Below are 22,897 nucleotides of genomic sequence, written 5' to 3' on the forward strand. Positions count from 1 at the left end.
TCTGAATGAGAAAGTTGGAACCAATATAAAGGAGTAATCCATGAAAACTCGGGCAATCCTGATTTCCCTTTTTGTTTCCATTCTCTCCCTCACCTTTCTATTGAACTGCGGAGATAAAGAAAAACCGAAAGAAGAAGCTGCACCTGTAGCAAGCGCAGCAACTTTAAGTCCGGAAGTAGAAGAAGGTAAGAAACTTTTTCTTGAAAACGGCTGTAACGCATGTCACGGAGATAGTGGTGCTGGAGACGGAGCGGCTGCGGCTAGCTTGAATCCAAAACCTAGAAATTACAAAGCACCTGCAAACGAGTGGAAAAATGGTCCTACGGAAGCAGGGGTTTTGAAAACTTTGAATAACGGAATTCCAAGCAATCCTGTGATGACTTCCTACAAGTTCTTAGGCGACGAAAAACTTAAAAAAATTGCTAAGTACGTAATCTACTTAAACCAAAATTAATTCCAATTCTTCGGGAGTCCGAGAGGGCTCCCTTCTTGATTTTTTCTCACTTTTCTTCTGGAAGTTTTCCACCCCCATTTCAACCTAGCTTTGTGAGCCAATCCCCTTCTTTACCACATTGCGATAGTTGCGGAACGGACAGAAAATCCCCTCTTTCCAGAGAGGTGAAAACTTACGGTAATTGGGCCTGGTTTTTGATCCTTTTCGGGATCTCTTCCAAACCTACTACCGTTTCCTTTCAATGTTCCCGATGCGGCCAGGTTTTCGACAGACTTTCTCCAGAGGAGCTAGAGCACCACGTTTAATCGGAGGGAGTTCCCCCCGGATGAGCGGTTTTCCCAAGGAAACGGGATTGACTGTCTTCAGGAGGGAAGGTCTTTTGTGCTAAATAAGGCAGATGTCTGACGAATTCAAAATAAACGTGGATCTTGAACCGAATGTTCCGGTGATCCATATCTCTGGAGAAATTACCTCCGAAGCGGATGACGAAATTTTAGGGAAATACCAATCCATTCCCGAACAACGAAGAACCAGGGTCATTTTGAATTTCCACGGAACGTCTTACATCAATTCGGCGGGGCTTGCTACATTGATCAGTTTGATTACCAAAGCAAGTGAATCTTCTTCCAAAATTGAATTTGCGGGTCTAAACGATCATTTCAGAAAAGTAATGGATATCGTTGGTCTTACGGATTTCGTCTTAATCCATAACACTCTGCAAGAAGCTCTCAGTTAAGGGATTAGTCCCTTCTTCTTAAAATCTTCCACAACTAATTCCAGATCTTCGGGTGTATCCACACTCAGTGCCGCGCGACTTGCTATAAATACTCCAATCGAATGTCCGGCTTCCATTGCCCTCAATTGTTCGAGAGACTCTGATTCTTCTAACACGCTTGGGGGAAGATCAGGATATCCAAGTAAGAAGTCTCGATCGTATCCGTAGATCCCCAGATGTCTATAAGCTGGGACCGTTTTTTTGAATTGGCTAGGGATGGCGGAACGGGAGAAGTAGAGTGCCTTTCCGTTTTTGTCCAAGACCACTTTGACCCTGTTAGGATCTGAAATTTCTTTTTCTTCCAATCGAACTGCAGCGGTGCTCATCGCCCAATCCGGTCTTTCCAGTTTGAGTTTTGCCACTCCGTCAATGAGCTCGGATTCTATTCCAGGTTCGTCACCTTGGATATTGATTATAATTCCAGAGTCAGGATATTTGAGTGCAACTTCTCGGATCCTATCCGTTCCGGAAGGATGATCCGGAGAAGTCATTACCGCCTTACCACCGTTATCTGAAACGATTTTTAGGATCCTTTCGTCGTCGGTAGCAACGACCACTTCGTGGAGTAGAGAGGACTTTAGAGAATTCTTATATGTCCAGGCGATCATAGGAAGATTCCCGATCATGGCCAATGGTTTGCCAGGAAATCGGGAACTTCCGTATCTTGCGGGTATGACCCCTAGGATTTTCGGTTTTGTCATTAGTTGACGATAAATTCTGTGAAGTAAACTTCTTGGATCTTTCCGTCGGAGAGGATATGATTGATCTGAGCCTTAATTTCTTCTCTCAAATCCAATTGATCTTCTACATCGATTAGATCGTCCTTGGTCTTTCTTCCTATAATTAGGTTTACCAAGTCTCTCATCTGAGCGATCCTTTCCGCAAGTTCCGCAGTGATCTTAGCGTCGTCTCTTGCCACTCCGAAAGATAATTTCATCTTCACGAAGTGAGTCTCACCTTTATCCGCAGTATTAATCCTGAACTCTTCCTGGAATTGAAAGGTCATGAGTGGCGGAGGAGGTTTTACCAAAGCTACGTTTTTCATTTCGCGGAAAGTGCTAGTCGCCGCTTGTTTCGCAACAAACATGGAAACAAGTACAACTATGATAATTCCGAATACAGCACCGGCAATATAGATCAGCCATTTGATGAGCGGAGACGAGCCGGCGCCGGCATCCGCCGCGGGTAAACCGCCTTCTTCCTCGTCTATTTCGGGATCGCCCATGGGTATTCTCCTTTTACTCTTCTATAATCCACTTTCGGTGGAAGATTCGGATCCTGGAACTCGGCTCTTAGGTAAGCCGAAGTTGGATTCGTATTCGCTTCGTTTGGTGGATTTTTCCGTTAAAATTACGATATCAATTCTTCTATTGAATGCTTTTGCTTCCGGAGTTCCTAAGTTCTCCACAACCAAAGGTCTATAGGATCCAAAACTCACCGCTTGGAACCAACTAGGATCTAACTTTCCGACTCCAACGATATAATCCGTAGAGTTGATCGCTCTTGCTCCTGCTAGGTCCCAGTTATTCAAATAAGTTCTTTCTTCCCTGTTTGGATTGGCGCCGGGAAGTACTGCATCGGCATCGCAGTGACCTTCTACCCTTACGAATCTTTCCAATCCTTTTATAAGTCCGCTAGCCTTTTTTAATGTGCCCTTGATCGGTTCCTGTAAAATTGCGGAGCCAGGATTAAAATAATCGGCTCCCACTAAGCTGATTACAAGACCTCTTTCGTCTTCCGTTACTCGCACTTTTCCTGCTTCTATCTCAGGTTTGAATAATTCTGTAGCGGTTTTTTTGGATTTAGAAAGTGCCTTTCCTGTAGTCATAGAAGGAAGACTTTCTATATTCATTCCCATCTCTTCCAATTTTCCTTTGGAAAGAGTTTGGCCGCCGTCAAAAAATCCTGTAGTGGTTTTAAACGCGGATAGAATGATCTGCATTTCTATCGCATTCGTTTTACCTGTACGGTATAACATAATGAAGAAGCAAAGAAGAAGTGTAACCATGTCTCCATAAGTAAGCATGTACTCTGGAATATTCTGGATACACTCTGGACATTTCTGTTTTGCCATATTCTTCTACCGAAATAAATCTTAATCGTTTTCGTCTTTTAATACGCCGCGTTCGCCAGGTGGCAGATAACTTGCGAGCTTGTCCTTCACGATACGAGGGTTGTCTCCAGATTGAATGGAAAGTGTACCTTCGATCATGATCTGTCTTACCAATAGTTCGTCTTCGGATTTACGCATGAGTTTTTTCATGATCGGGATCGCAATCATGTTTGCTCCCATAGATCCGTACAATGTGGTAATCAACGCGGCCGCCATTCCTGTTCCGATCGCACTCGCGTCTCCGGATCCAAGGTTCTTTAACATCTGAACCAGTCCGATTAGAGTTCCGATCATTCCGAATGCAGGAGCAAGTGCTCCCCAGTTTTCCCACCAAGCTTTTCCGGCACCGTGTCTAGAAGCAATATTGCTCATTTCGGTTTCCATAATATTCCGAACAAGCTCCGGGTCGGTTCCGTCCACAACCAGGGTAATTCCCTTTCTTAAAAATTCTTCCGGAAGTTCGTTCACGTCGTCTTCTAACGCGAGTAGACCTTCTCTCCTTGCTTTCTCGGAGAAGGAAACTAATGTTTTAATAAGTCCGATGAGGTCACTTTTTTCTTCTCTAAAAGCCTTACGAGTTACCTTGCCTAATTCCAAGGTATTCTGCCAAGGGACCGCCATCACAGTACAAGCAGTAGCTCCTCCGAATGTGATCAATACGGAAGGTACGTCCACGATATCGATCGGATTCAGACCGGCGGAAAGGATCCCGAAAGCGAATACTACGACTGCAGAGCCGAAGCCTATGATTGTTGCTATATCCATTGTAGTTTAATCTGCCCTCTTAAATTGATCCGGCGCGGAACCCAAAGGAAACACCAGCACTCGTTTTTTGAACTCCAAAATTTTTTCGATCACTTCGGGTATACTTTCTTGGACCACATATTTTCTATCATTAGACAAAGTGATCGTAGTATCCGGATTGGCTTCGATACATTCTATATGAGAGGCGTTTAGAACGAATTCATTTCCTTTTAATCGATGCAAAGTAATCAAACGCCCCTCCTTTTTCCAGAGTTCTTGTTTATAGTCTCGACCGCCTTTTGGATTTGGATGATGAATTTTTCCTCTGTAAAACGGTTTACCGAGGCCTGAAAGTCCTTAGATTTCCATTCTTTTCGATCGGATTCCGCTAGGGCGGAGTTCAATGCCTCTACTGTTTGCTCTTTGAAGAAGAGCCCGGTCTTTCCAGAGACCACAGTTTCCAGGGCCCCACCCTTTCCATATGCCAGAACAGGTGTACAATACCCTTGGGCCTCGACAGGTGCGATCCCGAAATCTTCCATTCCGGGAAAAATGAATGTCTTTGCCTTGGCCATATACTCTTGCACTTCATTTCTTGGCCTATGAGGTAAGATCTCCACATTAGGCGGAAGATCTTTTACAAGTTTCTTATATTCTTGGCCGCTTCCTAAAATTTTAAGAGGCCTTCCATTCTTTCTATACGCTTCTATCGCCAAGTCGATCCGCTTATAAGGAGCGAATGCGGAAACGATCAGATCGAAGTTTTCCTTCTTCCCCGCTTGGACCTTGAACCCTTTAGGCAGACAAGGAGGATATACTACTTTGGAATCCCTTCTATAAAATTTTTGGATCCTTCTTGCAACAAACTCCGAGTTACATAAGAAAGAATCCACTCTGTTGGAAGAAACCGAATCCCAGTTACGAAGATAATTAGAAACAAGCTGGAATGCGAAAAACTTCAAACCGCTTCTCGCAGGAAAATAATCATAATACAGATCCCAAACATATCTCATAGGAGAATGTACATAACTGATATGGATCGCATCCGGATCAGGGATCACACCTTTTGCAACACAATGAGAAGAAGATACGATCAGATCATATCCTCTTAGATCCAAGGACTCGATCGCAGTCGGGAATATCGGAAGATACCAGCGGTATTTGGATTTGAAAGGAAGTTTATCTGTGAACGCAGTTATGATCTTTCTATTTTCTATTCTTTCGTTTAACTTTCCTTTTTCATAAAAAAGGGTAAATAGATCTGCATCCGGAAATACTTTTAGGATGGAATCGAGTACGATCTCTCCTCCCCTCATTCCATTCAGCCAATCATGAATCACTGCGACTTTCATAGATACTAGGATCGGCAGGGTAGCTTAGTTTGTCCCCGCCTTTTCGAGGTGCTCCGAGAGGAGTTATAGTTTGTTCAAATAGAAATCGCTGGAAATACCACCGATAATAGTGGTCCTACGATATAGATTGATGGAGAAAGGGATAGGAGCGCTTCTTTCTATCTTGCGATATCCTTCAACATATCTTCGAGCGTCGTCTCCCAAAATTCTCATATCGGTCAATGTCTCAGCCAAATTATCGTAAGCATCCGAATCATTAATAAATCTCGGAATTGAACCGTTACTACTCTTGAGTTTATAAGAGATCTCTTCCAAATTTCCGAACAATAAATTGATGTCTTCTTTATTCTCCCGGATCACACCCGTGGAGGCCGCAAAAAAGTCGTCATAGTATCTGGCAGAAGGAGCAAAGTCAGGACGAAAATCCTCTTCTTCTTTATAAGTAGGCTTGAAGAAGGTCTGCTTGGAATCTCCTTCCGCGTTTCCTGGATTGATGTCTATCGTACGTCCGGAAAGAACTGTAGCGGTCCTAAAACTGATATCATAGTTTGAATACAATGTAATAGGTTCCGCTAGTCGGATCGTGATCTCTACAGCCTTGGTCCTGTTCTTATCCAAAAATCTTTTGTCGGGAACTTCTTCAATTCCAACCACGTCCACATCTCGTACAATCCCTCTCTCCAATCCTAAAATACTAACTGGAGTTCCTGGGCGAATACCTTGGGACTTTGGATAATAAATTTTTAAAGTATAAGGATAATCTTCTTGGGAACCGGATCTTTCGATCACGGATTGGTATAAGAGTACAAAAAAAGCACAAAAGAAAACGAAACCTAGATGAATGGGAGAAGGGATCGGAAATTTCATACTTTCTTCTATTAGAAACTTCGGCTTTCCATTTGTATCAACTAAATCCTAAACAAATCAAAAATAGATGGGCGAAATTTTGGAGAATTTCCCGATAATTCTAAGGGAAAGGAAGAAAAAACCCTCTCCAAACAGCTATGAGACATAATATAATTGACTTTTTGAAAGAATCCGTTCAAAAAAGAACGAGTTGGTGGCTTCTGGCCTTCCTCTTTCTATTGGCGAGTACTCTAGGCTGGGGATTTAGGAGGGGAACCCTTCCCCAGGAGTTGAATAAACTCATACTGACAGGACACGAAACTCTTAGAACGGAAGAAATAGTTCAGATCATGGGTATCCAACCGGGAACCTCTTTCGAAAATTACGACCTCGGCCAAATGGAACACCGACTAACCTCACACCCCAGGATCAAATCCGCTCACTTGGAAAAAAAAACGGACGACCAATTGCTGGTGGAGATCACCGAAAGAAAACCGAACTATCTAGTGAACTCGGACGGCCATCTTTTCGAAATAGATTCCGAGCTTAAGATACTTTCCATGGACGATGTTCGAAGCCAAGGACTCACCGTTCTTTCCGGAACATTCCCAAGAGAAAAAGGAGAAGTAGTCGGCGCTGCATTCAAAGATCTTCATACTTCTGTAGAGAATGCATTTCGTTCTTATCCGGCATTGAAGACCCGAATCTCCGAAGTCTCCTTACATGAAGATGGAGAAGTTTTTGTCTACGCAGACACCCCACTTTCCGTTCGTGTGCAAGTTGGGACCTTATTCCAAACGGAACAGGTCAGAAAATTATACGCTGTATTAGCATATCTTGAAAAAGAAAAAGTCCGCCCCAAACTCGTGGACATACGAGGAGAAGACGCGGTCTACCATTAAGAATATGGAATCTTCTGAAAGAATCATAGTCTCTTTGGATCTGGGATCAGCACTTACTAAAGTGGTGGTAGGGCGTCCTATCTCCGAATACGAAACTGAAATTATCGGAACAGGAATGTTCCCTTCTTCCGGGATCAAAAACGGCTCCATCATCAATATAGAAGCAACGACTCGTTCCATCATAGAAGCAGTGAGTGAAGCAGAACTCATGTGTGGACAAGAGATCGGTTATGTTGTGGTGAATGTTACCGGCAAATCTGTTCATGCGGACAACTCCAAGGGAGTGGTTGCAATCACTAATAGAGACAGAGTAGTAACAGAACCGGATATAGTCCGAGTGATAGAAGCTGCACAAGCAGTTCGAGTCCCCGCAGACCAAGAAATTTTACATGTCCTTTCCAAAGAATTTTCCGTAGACGATCAAACTTCTATCAAAGACCCGATCGGAATGACCGGAGTTCGTTTAGAAGCAGAAGTTCATATAGTCACAGCAGGCCTAACAGCACTTCATAATTTAGAAAAATGTATTGAAGCAGCCGGCTTGGCAGAAGAGACAAGAGTTCTTTCTAGTTTAGCTTCTTCCGATGCGGTTTTAACTTCTGGCGAAAAAGATCTCGGCACCGCTGTATTGGATATTGGTGCTGGCATCTGCGATCTGATTGTTTATGTGGACGGAGGGATCGCTTATTCTTCCGTGATCCCATTCGGCGGATATAATGTTACTTCCGATCTTTCCATCGGTTTAAAAACCACGATCGAGACTGCAGAACTTGTTAAAAAAAGATACGGTCATTGTTCTTTAGAAGAAATAGATCCGACTGAAACTGTAGAGATCCCTCCCATCAGCGGAAGACCTGCGAGAACAGTTCTAAGAGAAGAACTAGTCCACGTAATAGAACCTCGAATGAGAGAAATTTTCGAGATGGTAGATGCTGAACTAGTTAAGTCCGGAAAAAAATCCTTCTTGGCTGGAGGAGTCATCCTCACAGGAGGAGGAAGTCTTTTAGAAGGAATAGAAAGTCTGGCAGAGGACGTATTTCGTCTAACGGTAACTCGCGCCAGACCTGCGGGACTTTCCGGTCTTGCGGATAGAGTATCTTCTCCTGAATTTGCTACCGCAGTCGGACTTATCAAATACGCCTCCAGATTAGGGGACATGGAAAGAAAATCCCAGGATAGAAGCGAAACTTGGGGCAAAAAAATTCGAAGATGGATAGAGGAAAACCTCTAAGGGAGTGATATATGTTACGTTTCGAAGAAGAAGAAAGATCAAACCCTGCAATTATTAAAGTTTTAGGAATAGGCGGCGGCGGAATGAACGCAGTCGCTAGAATGGCGAATTCCAGCCTGAAAGGTGTAGAATACGTTATCATGAATACCGACGAACAGGTATTAAAACGTTCCGAGATAGAAAGTAAGATCGCATTAGGTTCCAAGACTACAAGAGGAATGGGCGCAGGAGGAGATCCTGAGTTAGGCGCAAGAGCCGCAGAAGAAGACAGAGAAAAAATCGCATCTGTGATCCAAGGTGCGGATATGGTTTTTGTAACTGCGGGGATGGGAGGCGGAACTGGAACAGGTGCAGCTCCTATCGTAGCAAAAATCGCAAAAGAACAGAAATGTCTAGTCGTAGGAGTTGTTACTATTCCTTTTTCTTTCGAAGGAAAAAGAAGAATGGAACTCGCCAAAAGAGGTGTGGAACAACTTCGCTCTTATGTAGATACATTAATTTTAGTTAATAATGAATCCATCTTCCAAGTTGTAGAAAGAAATACTCCGATCGACCAAGCATTTAGAGTGATAGATGATATTCTTTTGAACGCAGTGAGAGGGATCAGTGATATCGTTAATAATCCTGGAATCATCAATGTAGACTTTGCGGATGTCAAAGCGATCATGAGAGATACGGGTGACGCAGTCATGGGAGTAGGAGAAGGTTATGGAGAAAATAAAGTTTCCGAAGCAGTGAACTTCGCAATCGATAACGCTCTATTAGATTCTCGCTCTATCGCGGGGGCAACTTCTCTTTTGATTAATGTCACTGGAGGAACTGATCTTACTATTTCGGATTGGAATGAAGTATCTCAGATCATCACTTCTCAAGTGGATCCTAACGCAAATATCATCATTGGTTTAACTGAAGATTCAGATCTGGAAAAAAGAATTCGTATCACTGTAATAGCGACAGGATTCAATAAAAGAGCGGCCGGTATTGGATCTGTTCCTAAGCTACAATCCCAACCTCAAAGAAAAGTTGTAGGACTTCCTGAAATGGAAGAGTCTCGTCAGACTTTCAAAACGGAACCTGAAAGGATTAGCAATGACCCGGAAGCATATAGAGCTCTCAAGTCCAAAAACCCTTCCGGAAATATGAAAGAGGATTATGATATTCCCGCTTTCTTAAGAAGAGGAGAAAAAGGAAGAGGGTAATTTACTTTTCTTCGGTTGCCTCTTCTTCAATCGGAGGAGGTGCCATTAATTCTTTCAGTTCTTTTAGGTAATCATCTTCCGGGCCACCCAAACGGATTGCCTCATCGTAAAATTGAATCGCCTTTTGGTAATCCCCTTCGGAAAAATAGTATGTAGCTAAATTTGCCTTAGCTGCCCAAGATTTTCCTTTTGCCTTTAGGTCAGCTTTTTCCCAAGCAATCTTAGCTCTTTGGAAATTTGGATTTTCTCCAGTAATTTCTTCATATCCTTCCAATAGAAGTGCTTCTACTTCCGGATTTTCATCTTCTATAAAGATAGAAATATCTTCCGATTCTACCTTAGGAGAAAGTCTAGTTTGTATTTCCGAAATAGATTGGTCCAAAGCGGCAGAAAGAGAAGGAAGCATACTAGGACAACTAACGTCCCCTACTCCGTTATATATGATAGAAGGTTTACTGATTACAACCTTTAGTATTTCCCCTGAATCGACCCGGATCAGATTTGCTTCTATAGGAATATAAACTTTCCGAACCCCTGTAGGTTTTACAATTGGATCGTTTATTAAAGAAGCTGCAGCTCTACTCAATTGCCTGTCCCTATCTTTTCCTGCGGCAGCTACTCTAAGAACTGCCATCCCAAGAGCAAGATAGTCCATCTTTCTTTCCACATAACACTGGGACTCAGGTTGTTTGACGGAAACATATAAAACGGCATCCGCATCCAATACTTCTCCGATTCTCTTTCTGTTCTTTTGAATTCCTTCTAAAGAAATTTCTTTTCCTTCCAAAACGTCCTCTCTATCTTTTAGATCCAAAATTTTGAAATAAGAATCGTTGGATAAACTTTCGTATATTTTTCCGGGAACCATTAATACGAAGGAACGATTACTTTCATGGGCCCAAATTTCGGAGTTCATAGGCTCTAACACAAACGCGACGTTTTTTACCCCGTTTAAGAATTGTTTTAAGTCTCTTCCCTCTTTTGTAGGAGGATACATAGGATATTCTACGGTTACGGATTGGCAGGTTATAAAAACTGCAAGTAAACAGAATAGAAAGACTAACGTGAACCGCATATCGGATCAGACCCTTTTCGAGTAAATTTTAGATCCCGTTTTTCACGGTTTCTTTTGTAGGATTCGCAGGTAGAAGCTCCAACAAAATCAAATGAGGTCTTGCACCAAATCGAATTCTTGGCGCCACATGACCTTCTGCCCCTAAACCTCTACTCACTATAATATCAGTATTATCGTAAGCATTCAATCCCCCGGCAGCAATATAACGAGGGACCCGAGAAAGAGTTAAGATGGGACCGAAAAACGGAATCTGGACCTGCCCCCCATGAGTGTGTCCCGCTAAAATCAGATCCACTTTTTCATTCGGTTGGTTCAAAACGGAATCCGGATAATGACTAATCAGGATGGAATAAATATCCTCAGGAATCTCCCTTCTCAAACTCCAAATCAAAGTTTTGTTCCTATAATCAGGCAAACCTAATCCGATCAAACCTATCTTATTTTTTCCGATCTGAATGACCTTAGATTTTCGATCCCAAAGAAGGGATCCAGTCTTAGAAGAAAAATCAGTATAACGCAAGATATGATCCACATCGCCTGTAACAAAAAAGAATCCGTTATTACTCTTAAATTCTTTCAAATAAGAAGTTACGATCGGATATAGGGAGACATGATTCATCACGTCTCCGGTAAATAAGATCAGATCCGGCTGAAAACGATTCGCTTCTTCTCTAACTTCTAAATGTAAATCTCTAATATCATCTGTTTGCAGATCGGAAATATGTACGATCTTGATGGGCGAAAGTATTTTCTCGGATCGGATTTGGATATGTTCCACATCCAAAAAATTCGGTTCCCAAACTTCAGAGTAAAATTTGATACAAACCAAGAAGATCGAAACGAATAAGAATGAGACCCTCTTAGAAAATAGAAAATGAATCAATCCCAATATCGGAAGCGCGATTGTTAGAACAGTCCAAGCGATCCTAACACGAATAAAAGAACTTACATCTAAAAAGAAAGGTATAGTAGCTGCAAGAACCAAATAAATTAAAGTAAGAATTAGAATTCTTCTATAAAAGGAAAGATTCCATTCTTTAGAAAAGATAAATTTCCTCTTATCCAATAAGAATACAAAGAGAAACAAGGTAAAAGTAATAATTACCAGAACATCTATTATAAAATTGGATTTAGAATAAGCATTAAAATAAAAATTCATATTTGGATCTTCTTCTTTCCATTCCAAAATTCTGCAGCAATAGCACTCAACAAATACATTACGACTCCGTACATAAGAACGGTAAGCAATGTCTCACTTTGTTTGATATGAAGTTCCGCAAGAAGTAGAGCCAAGGACAAGCTTCTGATCCCGGAAACCATAGACAAGGAAGCTCTAACTTCTTGTGTGGAGTTGAACAGAAAGATCCCGGGAAGAAGAGAAAGTCCTACCGCCACAGCAGCACCTATCCAAACAATCCAACCTAAACTTAGTGCAAATTCTCCGTATTGAAAGATCAAAAGTAAGATTGATAATACTAGACAGAAAGTGCTGAATCTTTCTACCCAAGGAGCAATCGGGTCAAAAAATTTAGGGAAGAAGTATTTGCTTAAAAGTCCCAACAACAATGGCAGACCTTGCAAAAAAGTTCCGATCAAAAAAAGTTTTAAGAAAAGATCGAAATTAAAACCGGAACCACCTTGGTAAATGGAAAAGATCAACGGGGTTAAAATGGTATTCGCACCGTTCAATAATGCGATTAACATTCCGCCTAGTGCTGGATTTCCTTTTGCTCTTAATACGAACAATCCGCCGGAAGCTCCTCCCGGAGAAGCAGCACAAAGAAAAATCGCAGCAAATGCAAGTTCAGGTATTTCCAAAAATTTTCCCGTAAAAAATACGGAAACTGGAAGTATCCCGAAATTCCAAAAGAATGCAAAAACTAAGATCGGAACAAATTTGGACCAAGAACCCAACTCTTTTTTTTCTATCCTCAATCCCAAACCGTACATGGAGGAAAGCGAGAGAAGAATGAGTACTGTCCGTATTAACATTTTCTAATTTTGAGAAAGACTTTTCTTAAGAAAACTTCTCTCTTTAATCGTTTGCGAGATAAAACTGGAGATAGCGAAGAAAAAAGCGAATCCTAAGAAAAAGTAAGGAGCTATAGAAACCTGCTCTTTGGGAATATTATTCTGCACCAGCATTCCATAGAACACTACCACAAATAAAGCAGCAGGAACGGTAAGAACGGAACCTAAATTGATGAACAATTTATACTGAATGGATCCACTTTCTGTTCTCTTAGCATAACCGAAGGACCATAACCAATTCCTATGTTTTGCCAATTGAGATGCGTTTTGAAAAAGAAGTTTATCTCCTTCTTTCTGAACGGCATATCCAGCTTTTCCAAACTGAGAAGAAGCAGCGTTTAAATCCGATTTTAATTCCCCTGATAAGATAGCAGGAAAAAAAGAACCGAAATTTTTCTTGGAAAAAGTTTCCTTCTGTTTTCTATCCCAAAGAGAAAGAGTAAATACCAGAATGAAAATCAGGATAGGAAGTATATTTAAAATTATAGTGATCATCTTCGTTTTTATGCCGCTGTTAAAATAATCGGTCCAAGTTCTGTGACAACAACTGAATGTTCAAATTGAGCGGTAAAAGAACCATCCGGAGTTTTCAAAGTCCATCCGTCCGATTCTTCTACAAAGTCTTCTGCCCCGGTCGAAACAAAAGTTTCCACTGCAATTACCTGTCCCGATTTCAAAATTCGTTTGTCTCTTGGTTCGTAATAATTACAAATATTGAATGGTTCTTCATGGAGTGATTTTCCTACGCCATGCCCACATAAGGTACGGATCACTTTGTATCCATTCTTCTTTGCAGTATTTTCTATCGTTCTACCGATTGAATTCAGTTTTTGTCCCGTTCTCACTCCAGAAAGAGCAAGTTTCAACGCTTCGGAGGACACATCTAAAAGTTTACGTAAACCTTTATCGTCTTTTCCAACGATTAGAGTAAAACCGGTATCCGCAAAATATCCGTTTAACTCTAAAGAAACATCCAGATTCAGAAGGTCCCCTTCTTTCAAAATACGATCGTTTGGAATTCCGTGAGCGATCTCGGTATTCAAACTAATACAAGTGAATCCGGGAAATTTATACATGAGTTGAGGAGCGCTTCTCGCCCCGAATTTCGAAAAATAAGAATGAGCGATACGATCCAGTTCTTTGGTGCTGATCCCAGGTTTAGCAGCCTCTCTCATCTTCACCAAGGTTTCGGCAGTGATCTTGCCGATTCTTTGTAATGCTTTCAGATCTTCTTGATTACGAACCGTCATAAATATTAATTCTACAGAGAGAAATTAGGTGGCAAACGATAAATGTAGGAATTCCAACAAGAACTGAAAGAATCTCAAAGTTTCTGTTTTACTTCCCGGAATGTATAAAGAAGTTCAGAAGCAATCTGATCGCAGGTTTGCAAATATTTCTCCAAAGGATTTTCGGAATCATCTGCTGACTTAGGATCTTCGAAAGGTAAAGAAATCCTTGCTTCTGCTCCAGGAACATAAGGACAGGACTCGTCTGCCTGAGAACAAACTAAAACCGCAATGAACTCAGAGACAGGATTCGGTGCATCTTGGAATTTTTTAGAATAGGCTATCAAAGCAGGAGCTCCATCCGCCCACCAAATTGAATATTTAGGATTACGAGGTGGCCCTTGGTTTTCCAAACGAAATCCACAATTCTCCAAAGCGTTCACTGCATTCGGATGTAACTCAGTGATAGTTGTTCCTCCGGAAAAAGATTTAATCCCAGGAAAATCAAAATAATGAGGAATACTTGCAGCGAATGCCTGAGCGATCTGGCTTCTTCTCGAATTATGAGTGCATATAAAAACTAAATTTGCTTTTTGTTTAGCCTCAAAAGATTGAAGGACAAAATCCGCGAAGGAAGAAAGCACCGCCTTTCTTTCCTTAGAGATCTTATCGACCAAAGAAAGTTTTGAATCCAAATACGTTTTTAAAGGTTGGAATAAAGGAGACATCCCTAAAACTTTAAGTTCCTTATTCTATGGAGCAAGCTAGATTTTTCGGATTTTGAAAGGCTTTGACAGATTTCAGATCTTCAGAGATCTATTGCGAAATCGAAAAGGAAGCTAAATGAAAACGAAGAATGCTTTAAAAACGGTGCTCATAACCGGAGGATCTTCCGGGATAGGCAAAGAACTTTCTATCTTATTATACAAACAAGGTTATCAAGTATTAGTAGTCAGTATTTCCAAGGAAGAATTAAAACTTCTTCATAAAGAATGCAAAGAATTAAACTCTTCCGGAATATTAGAAACCTTAGAAGTGGATCTAGCTCAAACCGAAAGTATTCCTAAAATCCTAAAATGGATCTCCAAACTAAACTTAGAAGTAAATATCCTAGTGAATAATGCTGGTTTCGGACTTTGGGGGAAATCCTGGGAACTTGCTCCGGAAAAAGTGGACTCAATGCTTCTACTCAATATGAATGCGGTTACGAGACTCTCTAACGAATTTTCCAAAAGAATGATAGAGAGTAAGAATGGTTTTATATTGAATGTTGCATCCACCGCTTCTTTGCAGCCTCTCTCTTATATGGCAGCTTACGCGGCAAGTAAAGCCTATGTAGTTAGTTTCTCTGAAGCATTGGGCGCAGAACTCGCTCCGTACGGAGTCAAACTTGGAGTCTTATATCCAGGAACAACTAAGACAAATTTTCTTTCTGTCGCTGGGATCCATAAAGAAAACAAGAAAGGATCGTTAGGAAATCTCGCCTATTCTATTGCAATGGATCCTAAAGATGTGGCTAAGGTTGCATTCAAAGCGATCCAGAACGAGGCCAAAAGATCCGTTCCAGGATTTATGAATAAGGCACATTACTATTCTACGAAAATATTTCCTTCTTGGATCGTAAAAAGGTTAGCGGATCGGATCTTCAAAAAAGAATAAATTATAGTCCGTCCCAAAATATAAGCTATCGATCAAGACCAAGTCACCGGCTTCAAGAGGCTGGGCCTTGCGGGACAGGCTCTTATACTTTTACGTTCACACCATAAAATTCAAGAGCATTCGAATATAAGACTTTTTGCAATAACTCACCTTCGAACGTATCCGTCACTAAATGCAGATCTTCTTCCGTAAAGGGAGCAGGAGAACGGGTAGAAGGAAGATCCGTGCCAAACATCAAAGCGTCCGGATTGATCTCTGCAATTTCAACTAAAGCGGACCTTATATCCATATTGGTCCTACCGAATCCTGTGGCCTTTACTCTAACCCCTTTTTCTACCAATCTTAAAACGGTAGAAAATCCTTCTTTAGATAATCCTAAATGGTCTATGGAAACTTTGGGTAGGGAGAATAATACTTCTTCTAAAAATTCGTCTATTTCTTTGGCATCGATATATAGTTCCACATGCCAACCTGCTATATCATAAACCCTGGCACCCATTTCTTTTATCTTAGAAATTTCCTCAGAGCCTCCCCTTCTTACATTAAATCGTACAGCCCTCACTCCTGAATTATGAAGGGATAAAATTTCTGAATCTTTAGTATTCGCAGGAAGCTGGGTCACTCCTACATAATTTTTTCCTAATACGGAAAGCGCATCCAACAGATAGGTTTGATCGAAAACCTGAAAGGAACCAGAAACAACTGCTCCCCCTTTGATCCTAAGCCAATCCGCTTGCTTATTATAGTCCGAGACCGTAAAGGGTTCCGGCAAAAAGCCATGATTAGGCACCAAAGGAAATCTTGGATCAATGATATGAAAATGAGAATCGAAGATCCGCATCTTTGTAGTATAACATTTACAGAATATGAGTCAAGAGATTGTAGCTAGGAAATTTATTTCCTCGAAACGTCTAAGGGCCTTCTTCCGCTTTATAACGAAGCACCGTGGTCCCTGCAAAAAGATCGTGTAAAGCGGTCCTTTTGTGAGAAAAGAAGATATAAAGCACTGAAATCCCATAATACAAAACGGAATCCCAAAAGGTGAAATTATCCAAAGGGTTCCATTTGTTCAAGATCCTATGAACGCCGGCCAAAGGTAAACCTTCCATCTCGGTCTGGTGTGCCATATATATTCTGGAATCGTATACAGCGCTCATAATCGTTATTAAAGATAATGCAAGTTCCGGCAAAATCCTGATAAATGACCGGACCCATCCTAAATGCCCTTTTCCCGAATCGGTCACAATTATACCTGCTAATGCTTTACCCAAGGTTCTACCGAATAACGCATGCATTACGAATCTATACCCCACATAAAGTAAAGAATGTAAGGCAGTATAGAAGGGAAAAACCTCGTATACCAACTTATTGTGATAATAGAAAACCATGATTTGAGGAAGCAAAACAGGGCATAGGATCAAAAAGTCCAGAAATTGAGCATAAACTCGCCTGCTCAAACTCGCATATGCCATATGTTTTTCTTTAATATTAATTTTTTCGAATATACGCTTCATTTGCCAACATTATAGGATATTTCTAAAATGAAAAACGAACCACCTGAGTTCTTTGCCGCTTTCGCAGAGATAGAACCCGTCCCTATGAGATATAACAGGAGGGTCCTTGGAAATTTCCGCCCAAAATCCTCTCGAACAAGGTTCCCACCAATCAGGTTTACAATTTCCTTGGTCAAAATTTTCAGGCCAATCACTTGGATAAGAATCGAATCTGTGATTTAAGCCGGGATGATTTTTAAATCGTTCCAAAATTGTTTTTCTAAACTCGGAACCTTCTACCTTATATTTAGAGAAAACCACCCAAGATTCTCTAAAGCCACAACGTTTGATAAAGTAATCCGAAACACCATTTGGAACGCCAAGTATCCCAAACTTCTCCGCCTGGGCCTGTGTTAGGCCCTTAAATTCAAAACGATCCGTAAAAACCGGAATTTCAGAGCCGTTCCGAAAGGAAGAATATAGAAAAATCCCCAAAATGATAAGAATAGCTGTGGCGCCACACGTTAGTAAAATCTTGGAAGAGGAATATTTCGCCATTTTTTTCGCCGGGATCGGATCGGCCGAATCTTAACGGTAGAATATGGAAACCAAAAGTTAGGAATCAAGGAGAATTTAGAAAAGCATACTTGAACACTTCTCCCATTCTCGAGATATACATTCCGATATAAACCTTTCAGTATATCGGAATAAAATCCGGGATCTCTCTTACCCTTCTTATCCAAAAACTCAGGTTATGAAAATCAGAAAGAGGAAAATGACCTTCTTCCGCCACATGTGTATATGCAAAGAGAGAAATGTCCGCAATGCTCGGTTCCTCCGAACCGAAGAATTGATTTTTAGCAAGATGATCGTCCATGATCCGAAGAGCATCCAATCCTTTGATATGATTTCCGGAGATTTTAGGATCATCCTTTTTGTTTTGAAAATGTATTAGCCAACGATTCACAGCAATATAAGGCTCGTGGCTATATTGTTCGAAGAACATCCATTGAAATATTCTAGATTGCACCAAAAGATCGTTCGGGAAGAAGTTCGTTCCCTTTGCTAAAAAGTATAAGATCGCATTAGATTCCGAGAGGAATTCTCCTGAATCCAATTCCAACAGAGGAACTTTACCAACCGGGTTTTTAAGAAGAAACTCTTGTGTTCGACTCTCACCTTTTCTGGTATCAGTCTCAATCCATTCATAAGGAATTTTCAATAATTGTAAGAACAGTTTAATCTTATAACAATTCCCAGAAACGGAGGTACCATAAACTCTCATGCTTGGTCGCCTAAATAATTCAATATCTAAACGAACCTAAACGTTAAGTGAAGATCCGCAATGAAAAAATTATTTAGGAACTTCTAACAACTCCAAAGTTCGCTTCAGACTTTCTCTTCCTCCCCAAGACTGGTGGCCGGGAACTAAGATAGAAATTTGTGGAAACGTCTTTTCCAATTTGCGAATTGTTTTAGGCCATTCCTTAAGATCTGCGTCTTTAGTGTTTCCTATATCATTTGCTTCTATACTTTTTACCAAACAACCGCCAAATAAAATTTTAGATTCCGAAAGCCAAACGACTAAATTGTCCTCGGAATGACCAGCACCAATAAATAAAGTCTCAATCTTAGTTTTGCCAAATACTAAAGGTTCCTTATCTTTTAAGGTTTTTTCAGGAAGGGATTTTTTTTCCTTTTTCAAGATAGCAATCGTTCTTATCCCTGCGTAAGTAGGAATATTTTCTTTTTTTAATACTTCTATCCCTCCGGCTCGATCCTCATGAAAATGAGTGATAATAGCTGCGATCACAGGCTTTTTCAAATTTTTAGAAACCCAGCTCAGAAGTTCGAAAGTTTGTTCTTCTCCCCAAGCAGTGTCCACAAGAACCGCACCTTCTTCCGTTTCGATTACAAGCCCGTTAGAAGGAAAATAGCCGTCTTTTAAAAGTTTATAAGAAGTATGTACATAGATATTTTTTCCTATCTCTGAGACCTGAACCTTAGGCCCTTCTCCATAAACGGAAAATGAAAATATAATGAATGGAAAAATTATATATTTCATTGTGAAATTTTGGCAAGAACCTGACCATCATCCTTCCATTGCCCATCGTAAATCAGATTCCCTTCCGAGTCGGTCAATTTACCAAAACCATTCCTCTTATTCAATTTCCAATCGCCCTCATAAACTGTTCCGTCAGCATATTTGTAAATTCCTTTTCCTTCTTTATTCCCGCGGTTCCAGTCGCCATCGTAAGACTCAACTCCTCCAAGAACAAGTTTGCCCTTACCATGTGCTAAACCATTCAGGAAGCTACCGTCATAACGATAAGATCCGGACAAAACCTTGGTTCCGATCCCGTTCTTACAATCTCCGGAAATACAACTAGGAGAAAAAAAATAATAAGCAAAAAATAGGATTACAGGGATCAACAGGACGGGGTAAAAGTTTTTGTTCATTGCCTTTTCAGAAATCAAGTATAGCTCTAAAATTTTATATTATAGAAAAATAAACTAAACACTTCGGATTTAATATTCTGATTTGGAAAATTCTTTGAAATTCCTTTTACGAACGATTGAATTCAGCCTTTTTAATAATCTTTTCAGATCGTCTTCTCCCATGGCTTCCGTAACCGCTGCTTGTGCCTCTTCCCAGATCGGATAAGCAATTCTCAAGGCTTCCAAACCTTTTTGCGTTAAGATCACTTTTCTAGCTCTTTTATTTTCGGAAGGGACATCCGCAACGTAACCTAACTCTTCTAAAGGAGTTAAATTACGGATCAAAGTAGTTCTATCTAAAACGAGAAGGTCCGCTAATTCCGCGAGACCAAGGCCATCAGTGGCACCAAGAGTATGCAATAAACTGAATCTTTGAGAAGTAAGGCCCGCCTTCTCCAATTCCCTATCATAAAATTGAGTGACCGCGCGGGATGCCCTACGCAGATTAAAGTTCACACAACTTAAACCCGCGCTTAACATATCCGCTTTGCTCGGAAATTTTTCGGACTTCCGAGCGGTCGTATTTTGAAGCTTCTTGGACATAGGAGCAAAAAGAATATTAGTCTTGGGAATATTTTCCCTCCGATACTTGTTTCCGCAACTGTTTTACCCTATCTTCAAATGAACCGTCTTCCAAACCGGGCTCATCAAATATGAAGCTCCCTAAAAAAGACATCATTTCTTGATCATGACGAACGGGACGTCCCTTTTGCAGATCAATAAAAGAAAACTGAGCTCTCAAAACTGCCTTCAAACGACTTCCTTCTTTATCTAAAAGCAGATACTCGTTATGGATCGTTGCAGGAGTCAACTTGATCAAACGGGTCACAATTTTTACGACATCGTTCTGTTTGACCGGTTCCAAATATTGAGTCTCTACCTTACTAACCACCCAAGACTTACCAGAGTTAGATCCATATTCATAAAAATCAAAATTGGCAGTTTCCCTCAACTGTTCCGAGCGAGCCTCTAAGAAGTAATCCATATACCTCGCGTTATTCAAATGACCGAAAGGATCACAATCTTGGAAACGTATCCTAGCAAAACTATGAGGGGAAAGCACCGGCTTATCTATCGTCAATTCCATACCGAATCTCCTAAGAGAAATAATGTGCATTTACATATATGTAACTACACATGTGTAATTACATGGATTGGACTTTTCCGAATCTCGGTCAAGGCAAAAAATCTCTTCTCACGTTGTTGGAATTCCAACAAAAATCCACAATTTTGGGGCTTGGCCGCGTCCTCGCAAACGACTCATAAGGAGTGAGCGAGCCCGAGATAGCCGGAGGCGTTTATCGAGGGCGCACCAAACAAGCTCGGACCGAGCTCTCGCCTCCGGTCAAAAAATCGCATTTGCGATTTTTGTGACCCCGGCTCGATCTCTCGCGGAAATCGTGAATGAAAAATTTTGCTGTTGGAGCTCCTACAACTGGATGTCATAAATTTCGTTTGAAAAAAATATGATTTTGTGATAGGGAAATGCCAGCTCTCCCACGAGCCACTCCCCCCAAACCCAACGCAGGGCGGGGGCCGCCCTTAACTCATGTAGGAACTCCTACAAAAGATTATAAATTCACCTCGAAAATCTCAATCCAACTTAGAAGGCAGAAGATCTAACAATTCGGACCATCGTATTTTATCTTCGGGAACCATTTTCCCTCTTCTATCATATCGAATATTATAAATTCCGAATTCTCCCTTGTACAATTTAGAAACTTGAGAAGAAGTGGATTGTTTTCCACAACCTGAATGTTCCCAAGAATAAGAAATTTTCCCTGATTTTTCAGACTCCAGATTCCAAAGAATATTCGGGCATTCTTTTTTCTTACCAGACTCCAATAAGGAATAAATTTCGGAAGGAGAAGATACTCTTACCTTATAAACATGAATGGAAAGCATTTCATTCCAGAACAATAAAGATTCCGACTTGGGCACGTACTGCAATAATGCCTGATCCATTCTATCCACATCTGAAATCAATTTCCAGTCTCGTCCATCCAAACGAATAAACTCCCCTTCTGCATCTAAAGAAAGATCTTTTCTGAATTGTTTTTTATCGGATTCGTGGACAGAAATTTCTGTTTGCAAATGAGTGATTAGACCATTATCGTTTTTTAATGTGACTCGGACCCATTTATGAGTCGTCCCAACCTTTCGGATCCAATCTTTGTTTTCGGAAGCTTCTACCCTAAATTTCAAAAGAACAGATCCAACAGAAAGCGGCTTTTCATGCTGGAATAATAAAACATCGGAAGAATTTTCATTTAATTCAAACCCTTCCAAACTTATCAGAGCTGGATTTTTTACCGTACCTTTTATGAAAATTTCTATCTTCTTAGGTTCCGTTTTATAAAAAACCTTTTCAAGCTTAAACCATTCGTTTTCTGTTTTCTTCTTACGGATCATGTCCGGGAAACAAAAAGTAAATAGAAATATGTAAAAAAGAGAAATTACTATTTTAGAATACGAATTTTTGGGAGAAAAGTCCAAATTCAACTCGCAACAAATCTTCTGCGAATAGAAACAAGATGAGCGAATAAAACAGAAGGAACTATAAAAGAAGGCAGCCATACGTACGGAAATTGAAAAACCGCAGTGTTCGGTCTTTCAAAAGACAATTTTTGGAAAGGACCAGGTGCGGATAAGATCCCCAAGATCACAATATTCAATAAGAACACAAGACCTACTATATTCCAAAACAAAATCCAATTTTTAGAAGATATTGGTTTATTCAAAATAAAATAAGCCGCAATCGGAGCGGTTAGTCCGATCAAAATATCGAAATTCCAACCTGCAAATGTCATGCTGATCGGAACCCAACCATACATTGCCAACCAATATAAAACAAGTTCCACAGGGATTCTTGCCAGGTGTAAGTAAGTTAAATTTTCTCCTGGGATCTGATCCATCCAAGCCTTACTAGAAGGAAAAACAAAAAGTAAAAGTAGAAGCAAGATTGGCGGGACAACCATACATAAAAATCTGGGGGGAAAAGAATCAGTGACTAGATAAAATCCAGTCCCGCTTAAAATTCCTTGTAATACAAGCCATGCAGCTAATGCCAATAGGATCAAAGAAGAACCGATCCAATTTTTTCGAGAGCCTAAAACAAGAGAGAAAAAATATCCTAAAATAGCAAATACAGTAGAACCGAAAACTATTGGAACAAGTGGTGGGAGATGAGCCGACATTAACGATCCCTAAAAAGGAGGCCCAAATCATTGGAATTTTAGAAAATAAGGCAATCATTTTCCTCGAAATTCCGACCAATTCTTACATCTCCTTTTTC

General features: G+C 40.6%; 30 protein-coding genes. 7 read left to right on the forward strand and 23 right to left on the reverse strand.

The window, feature by feature from the left end; genetic code table 11:
* The first annotated feature begins 40 nt into the window (after positions 1 to 40).
* From CH365_RS08485 to CH365_RS08495, 3 genes are all read left to right on the forward strand, one after another.
* Complete coding sequence (locus tag CH365_RS08485) at positions 41 to 454, forward strand: c-type cytochrome (protein ID WP_100768146.1); 414 nt, start codon at positions 41 to 43, stop codon at positions 452 to 454.
* Between the two features lie 92 nt (positions 455 to 546).
* Entirely contained in the window at positions 547 to 759 is a 213-nt protein-coding gene (locus tag CH365_RS08490; RefSeq protein ID WP_100768284.1) for a hypothetical protein, read from the forward strand.
* Between the two features lie 92 nt (positions 760 to 851).
* The gene (locus CH365_RS08495; protein WP_020769614.1) at positions 852 to 1,190 is read left to right on the forward strand and encodes an STAS domain-containing protein; all 339 of its coding nucleotides are present in this window, start codon (positions 852 to 854) and stop codon (positions 1,188 to 1,190) included.
* On the opposite strand, the gene kdsB is transcribed toward CH365_RS08495, so the two are convergent.
* The 7 genes from kdsB to CH365_RS08530 all read right to left on the reverse strand — a co-directional run bounded on the left by kdsB (position 1,187) and on the right by CH365_RS08530 (position 6,305).
* Positions 1,187 to 1,930: a 3-deoxy-manno-octulosonate cytidylyltransferase gene (gene kdsB / locus CH365_RS08500; RefSeq protein ID WP_100768147.1), complete on the reverse strand. Its 744-nt coding sequence runs from the start codon at positions 1,928 to 1,930 to the stop codon at positions 1,187 to 1,189. The genes CH365_RS08495 and kdsB overlap by 4 nt on opposite strands.
* A complete protein-coding gene (locus tag CH365_RS08505; RefSeq protein ID WP_008591739.1) occupies positions 1,930 to 2,454 on the reverse strand; it encodes a flagellar basal body-associated FliL family protein in 525 nt (174 codons plus the stop codon). Before CH365_RS08505 ends, kdsB begins: the two co-directional genes overlap by 1 nt.
* Positions 2,455 to 2,475: 21 nt before the next feature.
* The gene (gene motB / locus CH365_RS08510; RefSeq protein ID WP_100768148.1) at positions 2,476 to 3,303 is read right to left on the reverse strand and encodes a flagellar motor protein MotB; all 828 of its coding nucleotides are present in this window, start codon (positions 3,301 to 3,303) and stop codon (positions 2,476 to 2,478) included.
* 21 nt (positions 3,304 to 3,324) lie between these two features.
* Positions 3,325 to 4,107, reverse strand: coding sequence for a motility protein A (locus CH365_RS08515; protein WP_100722752.1), 783 nt, complete (start codon positions 4,105 to 4,107; stop codon positions 3,325 to 3,327).
* Between the two features lie 6 nt (positions 4,108 to 4,113).
* Positions 4,114 to 4,338 (reverse strand): flagellar FlbD family protein, encoded by a 225-nt coding sequence (locus tag CH365_RS08520; protein WP_100706477.1) that lies wholly within the window; start codon positions 4,336 to 4,338, stop codon positions 4,114 to 4,116.
* Complete coding sequence (locus tag CH365_RS08525; RefSeq protein WP_165782585.1) at positions 4,335 to 5,438, reverse strand: glycosyltransferase; 1,104 nt, start codon at positions 5,436 to 5,438, stop codon at positions 4,335 to 4,337. The genes CH365_RS08520 and CH365_RS08525 overlap by 4 nt, the downstream gene beginning before the upstream one ends.
* 63 nt (positions 5,439 to 5,501) lie before the next feature.
* Positions 5,502 to 6,305: an MlaD family protein gene (locus CH365_RS08530; RefSeq protein ID WP_100768150.1), complete on the reverse strand. Its 804-nt coding sequence runs from the start codon at positions 6,303 to 6,305 to the stop codon at positions 5,502 to 5,504.
* 137 nt (positions 6,306 to 6,442) lie between these two features.
* On the opposite strand from CH365_RS08530, the gene CH365_RS08535 reads away from it, so the two are divergent.
* Genes CH365_RS08535 through ftsZ form a run of 3 tightly spaced genes read left to right on the forward strand, consistent with a single transcriptional unit; the run spans position 6,443 to position 9,616 of the window.
* Entirely contained in the window at positions 6,443 to 7,186 is a 744-nt protein-coding gene (locus tag CH365_RS08535; RefSeq protein WP_100768151.1) for a cell division protein FtsQ/DivIB, read from the forward strand.
* A 4-nt stretch (positions 7,187 to 7,190) separates the two neighbouring features.
* On the forward strand, positions 7,191 to 8,417 hold the full coding sequence (gene ftsA, locus CH365_RS08540; RefSeq protein ID WP_100768152.1) for a cell division protein FtsA: 1,227 nt from the start codon (positions 7,191 to 7,193) through the stop codon (positions 8,415 to 8,417).
* Positions 8,418 to 8,428: 11 nt separating this feature from the next.
* Positions 8,429 to 9,616 carry a cell division protein FtsZ gene (ftsZ, locus tag CH365_RS08545; protein ID WP_100768153.1) on the forward strand — a complete coding sequence of 396 codons (1,188 nt, stop codon included), beginning with the start codon at positions 8,429 to 8,431 and terminating at the stop codon, positions 9,614 to 9,616.
* A 1-nt stretch (position 9,617) separates the two neighbouring features.
* On the opposite strand, the gene CH365_RS08550 is transcribed toward ftsZ, so the two are convergent.
* The 6 genes from CH365_RS08550 to CH365_RS08575 all read right to left on the reverse strand — a co-directional run bounded on the left by CH365_RS08550 (position 9,618) and on the right by CH365_RS08575 (position 14,679).
* On the reverse strand, positions 9,618 to 10,691 hold the full coding sequence (locus CH365_RS08550) for a lipoprotein LipL41 (RefSeq protein ID WP_100768154.1): 1,074 nt from the start codon (positions 10,689 to 10,691) through the stop codon (positions 9,618 to 9,620).
* A 28-nt stretch (positions 10,692 to 10,719) separates the two neighbouring features.
* Complete coding sequence (locus CH365_RS08555) at positions 10,720 to 11,850, reverse strand: metallophosphoesterase (protein ID WP_100768285.1); 1,131 nt, start codon at positions 11,848 to 11,850, stop codon at positions 10,720 to 10,722.
* Complete coding sequence (locus CH365_RS08560; RefSeq protein ID WP_100768155.1) at positions 11,847 to 12,683, reverse strand: bile acid:sodium symporter; 837 nt, start codon at positions 12,681 to 12,683, stop codon at positions 11,847 to 11,849. Before CH365_RS08560 ends, CH365_RS08555 begins: the two co-directional genes overlap by 4 nt.
* A gap of 3 nt (positions 12,684 to 12,686) precedes the next feature.
* Positions 12,687 to 13,217 carry a hypothetical protein gene (locus CH365_RS08565; protein ID WP_100768156.1) on the reverse strand — a complete coding sequence of 177 codons (531 nt, stop codon included), beginning with the start codon at positions 13,215 to 13,217 and terminating at the stop codon, positions 12,687 to 12,689.
* Positions 13,218 to 13,225: 8 nt separating this feature from the next.
* Positions 13,226 to 13,972, reverse strand: a complete 747-nt coding sequence (map, locus tag CH365_RS08570) for a type I methionyl aminopeptidase (protein ID WP_100768157.1) — start codon at positions 13,970 to 13,972, stop codon at positions 13,226 to 13,228.
* 74 nt (positions 13,973 to 14,046) lie between these two features.
* Positions 14,047 to 14,679, reverse strand: a complete 633-nt coding sequence (locus tag CH365_RS08575) for a low molecular weight phosphatase family protein (RefSeq protein ID WP_100768158.1) — start codon at positions 14,677 to 14,679, stop codon at positions 14,047 to 14,049.
* A gap of 115 nt (positions 14,680 to 14,794) precedes the next feature.
* Between CH365_RS08575 and CH365_RS08580 the strand changes: the two genes are divergently transcribed.
* Complete coding sequence (locus tag CH365_RS08580) at positions 14,795 to 15,610, forward strand: SDR family NAD(P)-dependent oxidoreductase (RefSeq protein WP_100768159.1); 816 nt, start codon at positions 14,795 to 14,797, stop codon at positions 15,608 to 15,610.
* A gap of 82 nt (positions 15,611 to 15,692) precedes the next feature.
* Here the strand turns inward: CH365_RS08580 and CH365_RS08585 are convergent, their stop codons facing one another.
* From CH365_RS08585 to CH365_RS08630, 10 genes are all read right to left on the reverse strand, one after another.
* Positions 15,693 to 16,451 (reverse strand): amidohydrolase family protein, encoded by a 759-nt coding sequence (locus CH365_RS08585; protein ID WP_100768160.1) that lies wholly within the window; start codon positions 16,449 to 16,451, stop codon positions 15,693 to 15,695.
* Positions 16,452 to 16,521: 70 nt separating this feature from the next.
* Positions 16,522 to 17,124: an RDD family protein gene (locus tag CH365_RS08590; RefSeq protein WP_100768161.1), complete on the reverse strand. Its 603-nt coding sequence runs from the start codon at positions 17,122 to 17,124 to the stop codon at positions 16,522 to 16,524.
* A 9-nt stretch (positions 17,125 to 17,133) separates the two neighbouring features.
* The gene (locus CH365_RS08595; protein ID WP_100768162.1) at positions 17,134 to 17,661 is read right to left on the reverse strand and encodes a hypothetical protein; all 528 of its coding nucleotides are present in this window, start codon (positions 17,659 to 17,661) and stop codon (positions 17,134 to 17,136) included.
* A gap of 136 nt (positions 17,662 to 17,797) precedes the next feature.
* The gene (locus tag CH365_RS08600) at positions 17,798 to 18,388 is read right to left on the reverse strand and encodes a glutathione S-transferase family protein (RefSeq protein WP_100768163.1); all 591 of its coding nucleotides are present in this window, start codon (positions 18,386 to 18,388) and stop codon (positions 17,798 to 17,800) included.
* A gap of 69 nt (positions 18,389 to 18,457) precedes the next feature.
* Positions 18,458 to 19,168 (reverse strand): subclass B1 metallo-beta-lactamase, encoded by a 711-nt coding sequence (gene bla / locus CH365_RS08605; RefSeq protein WP_100768164.1) that lies wholly within the window; start codon positions 19,166 to 19,168, stop codon positions 18,458 to 18,460.
* Positions 19,165 to 19,563, reverse strand: a complete 399-nt coding sequence (locus CH365_RS08610) for an MORN repeat-containing protein (protein WP_100768286.1) — start codon at positions 19,561 to 19,563, stop codon at positions 19,165 to 19,167. The genes bla and CH365_RS08610 overlap by 4 nt, the downstream gene beginning before the upstream one ends.
* Before the next feature lie 69 nt (positions 19,564 to 19,632).
* Positions 19,633 to 20,082 (reverse strand): MarR family winged helix-turn-helix transcriptional regulator, encoded by a 450-nt coding sequence (locus tag CH365_RS08615; RefSeq protein ID WP_244283063.1) that lies wholly within the window; start codon positions 20,080 to 20,082, stop codon positions 19,633 to 19,635.
* 79 nt (positions 20,083 to 20,161) lie between these two features.
* Positions 20,162 to 20,689, reverse strand: a complete 528-nt coding sequence (locus tag CH365_RS08620; protein ID WP_100768166.1) for an acyl-CoA thioesterase — start codon at positions 20,687 to 20,689, stop codon at positions 20,162 to 20,164.
* Between the two features lie 506 nt (positions 20,690 to 21,195).
* A complete protein-coding gene (locus tag CH365_RS08625) occupies positions 21,196 to 22,014 on the reverse strand; it encodes a hypothetical protein (RefSeq protein WP_244283064.1) in 819 nt (272 codons plus the stop codon).
* Positions 22,015 to 22,100: 86 nt separating this feature from the next.
* The gene (locus tag CH365_RS08630) at positions 22,101 to 22,799 is read right to left on the reverse strand and encodes a hypothetical protein (protein WP_100768167.1); all 699 of its coding nucleotides are present in this window, start codon (positions 22,797 to 22,799) and stop codon (positions 22,101 to 22,103) included.
* Between the last annotated feature and the right edge of the window lie 98 nt (positions 22,800 to 22,897).

Origin of the sequence: Leptospira neocaledonica (genome assembly GCF_002812205.1) — a bacterium.
In the GTDB taxonomy this organism is placed as follows: domain Bacteria; phylum Spirochaetota; class Leptospiria; order Leptospirales; family Leptospiraceae; genus Leptospira_B; species Leptospira_B neocaledonica.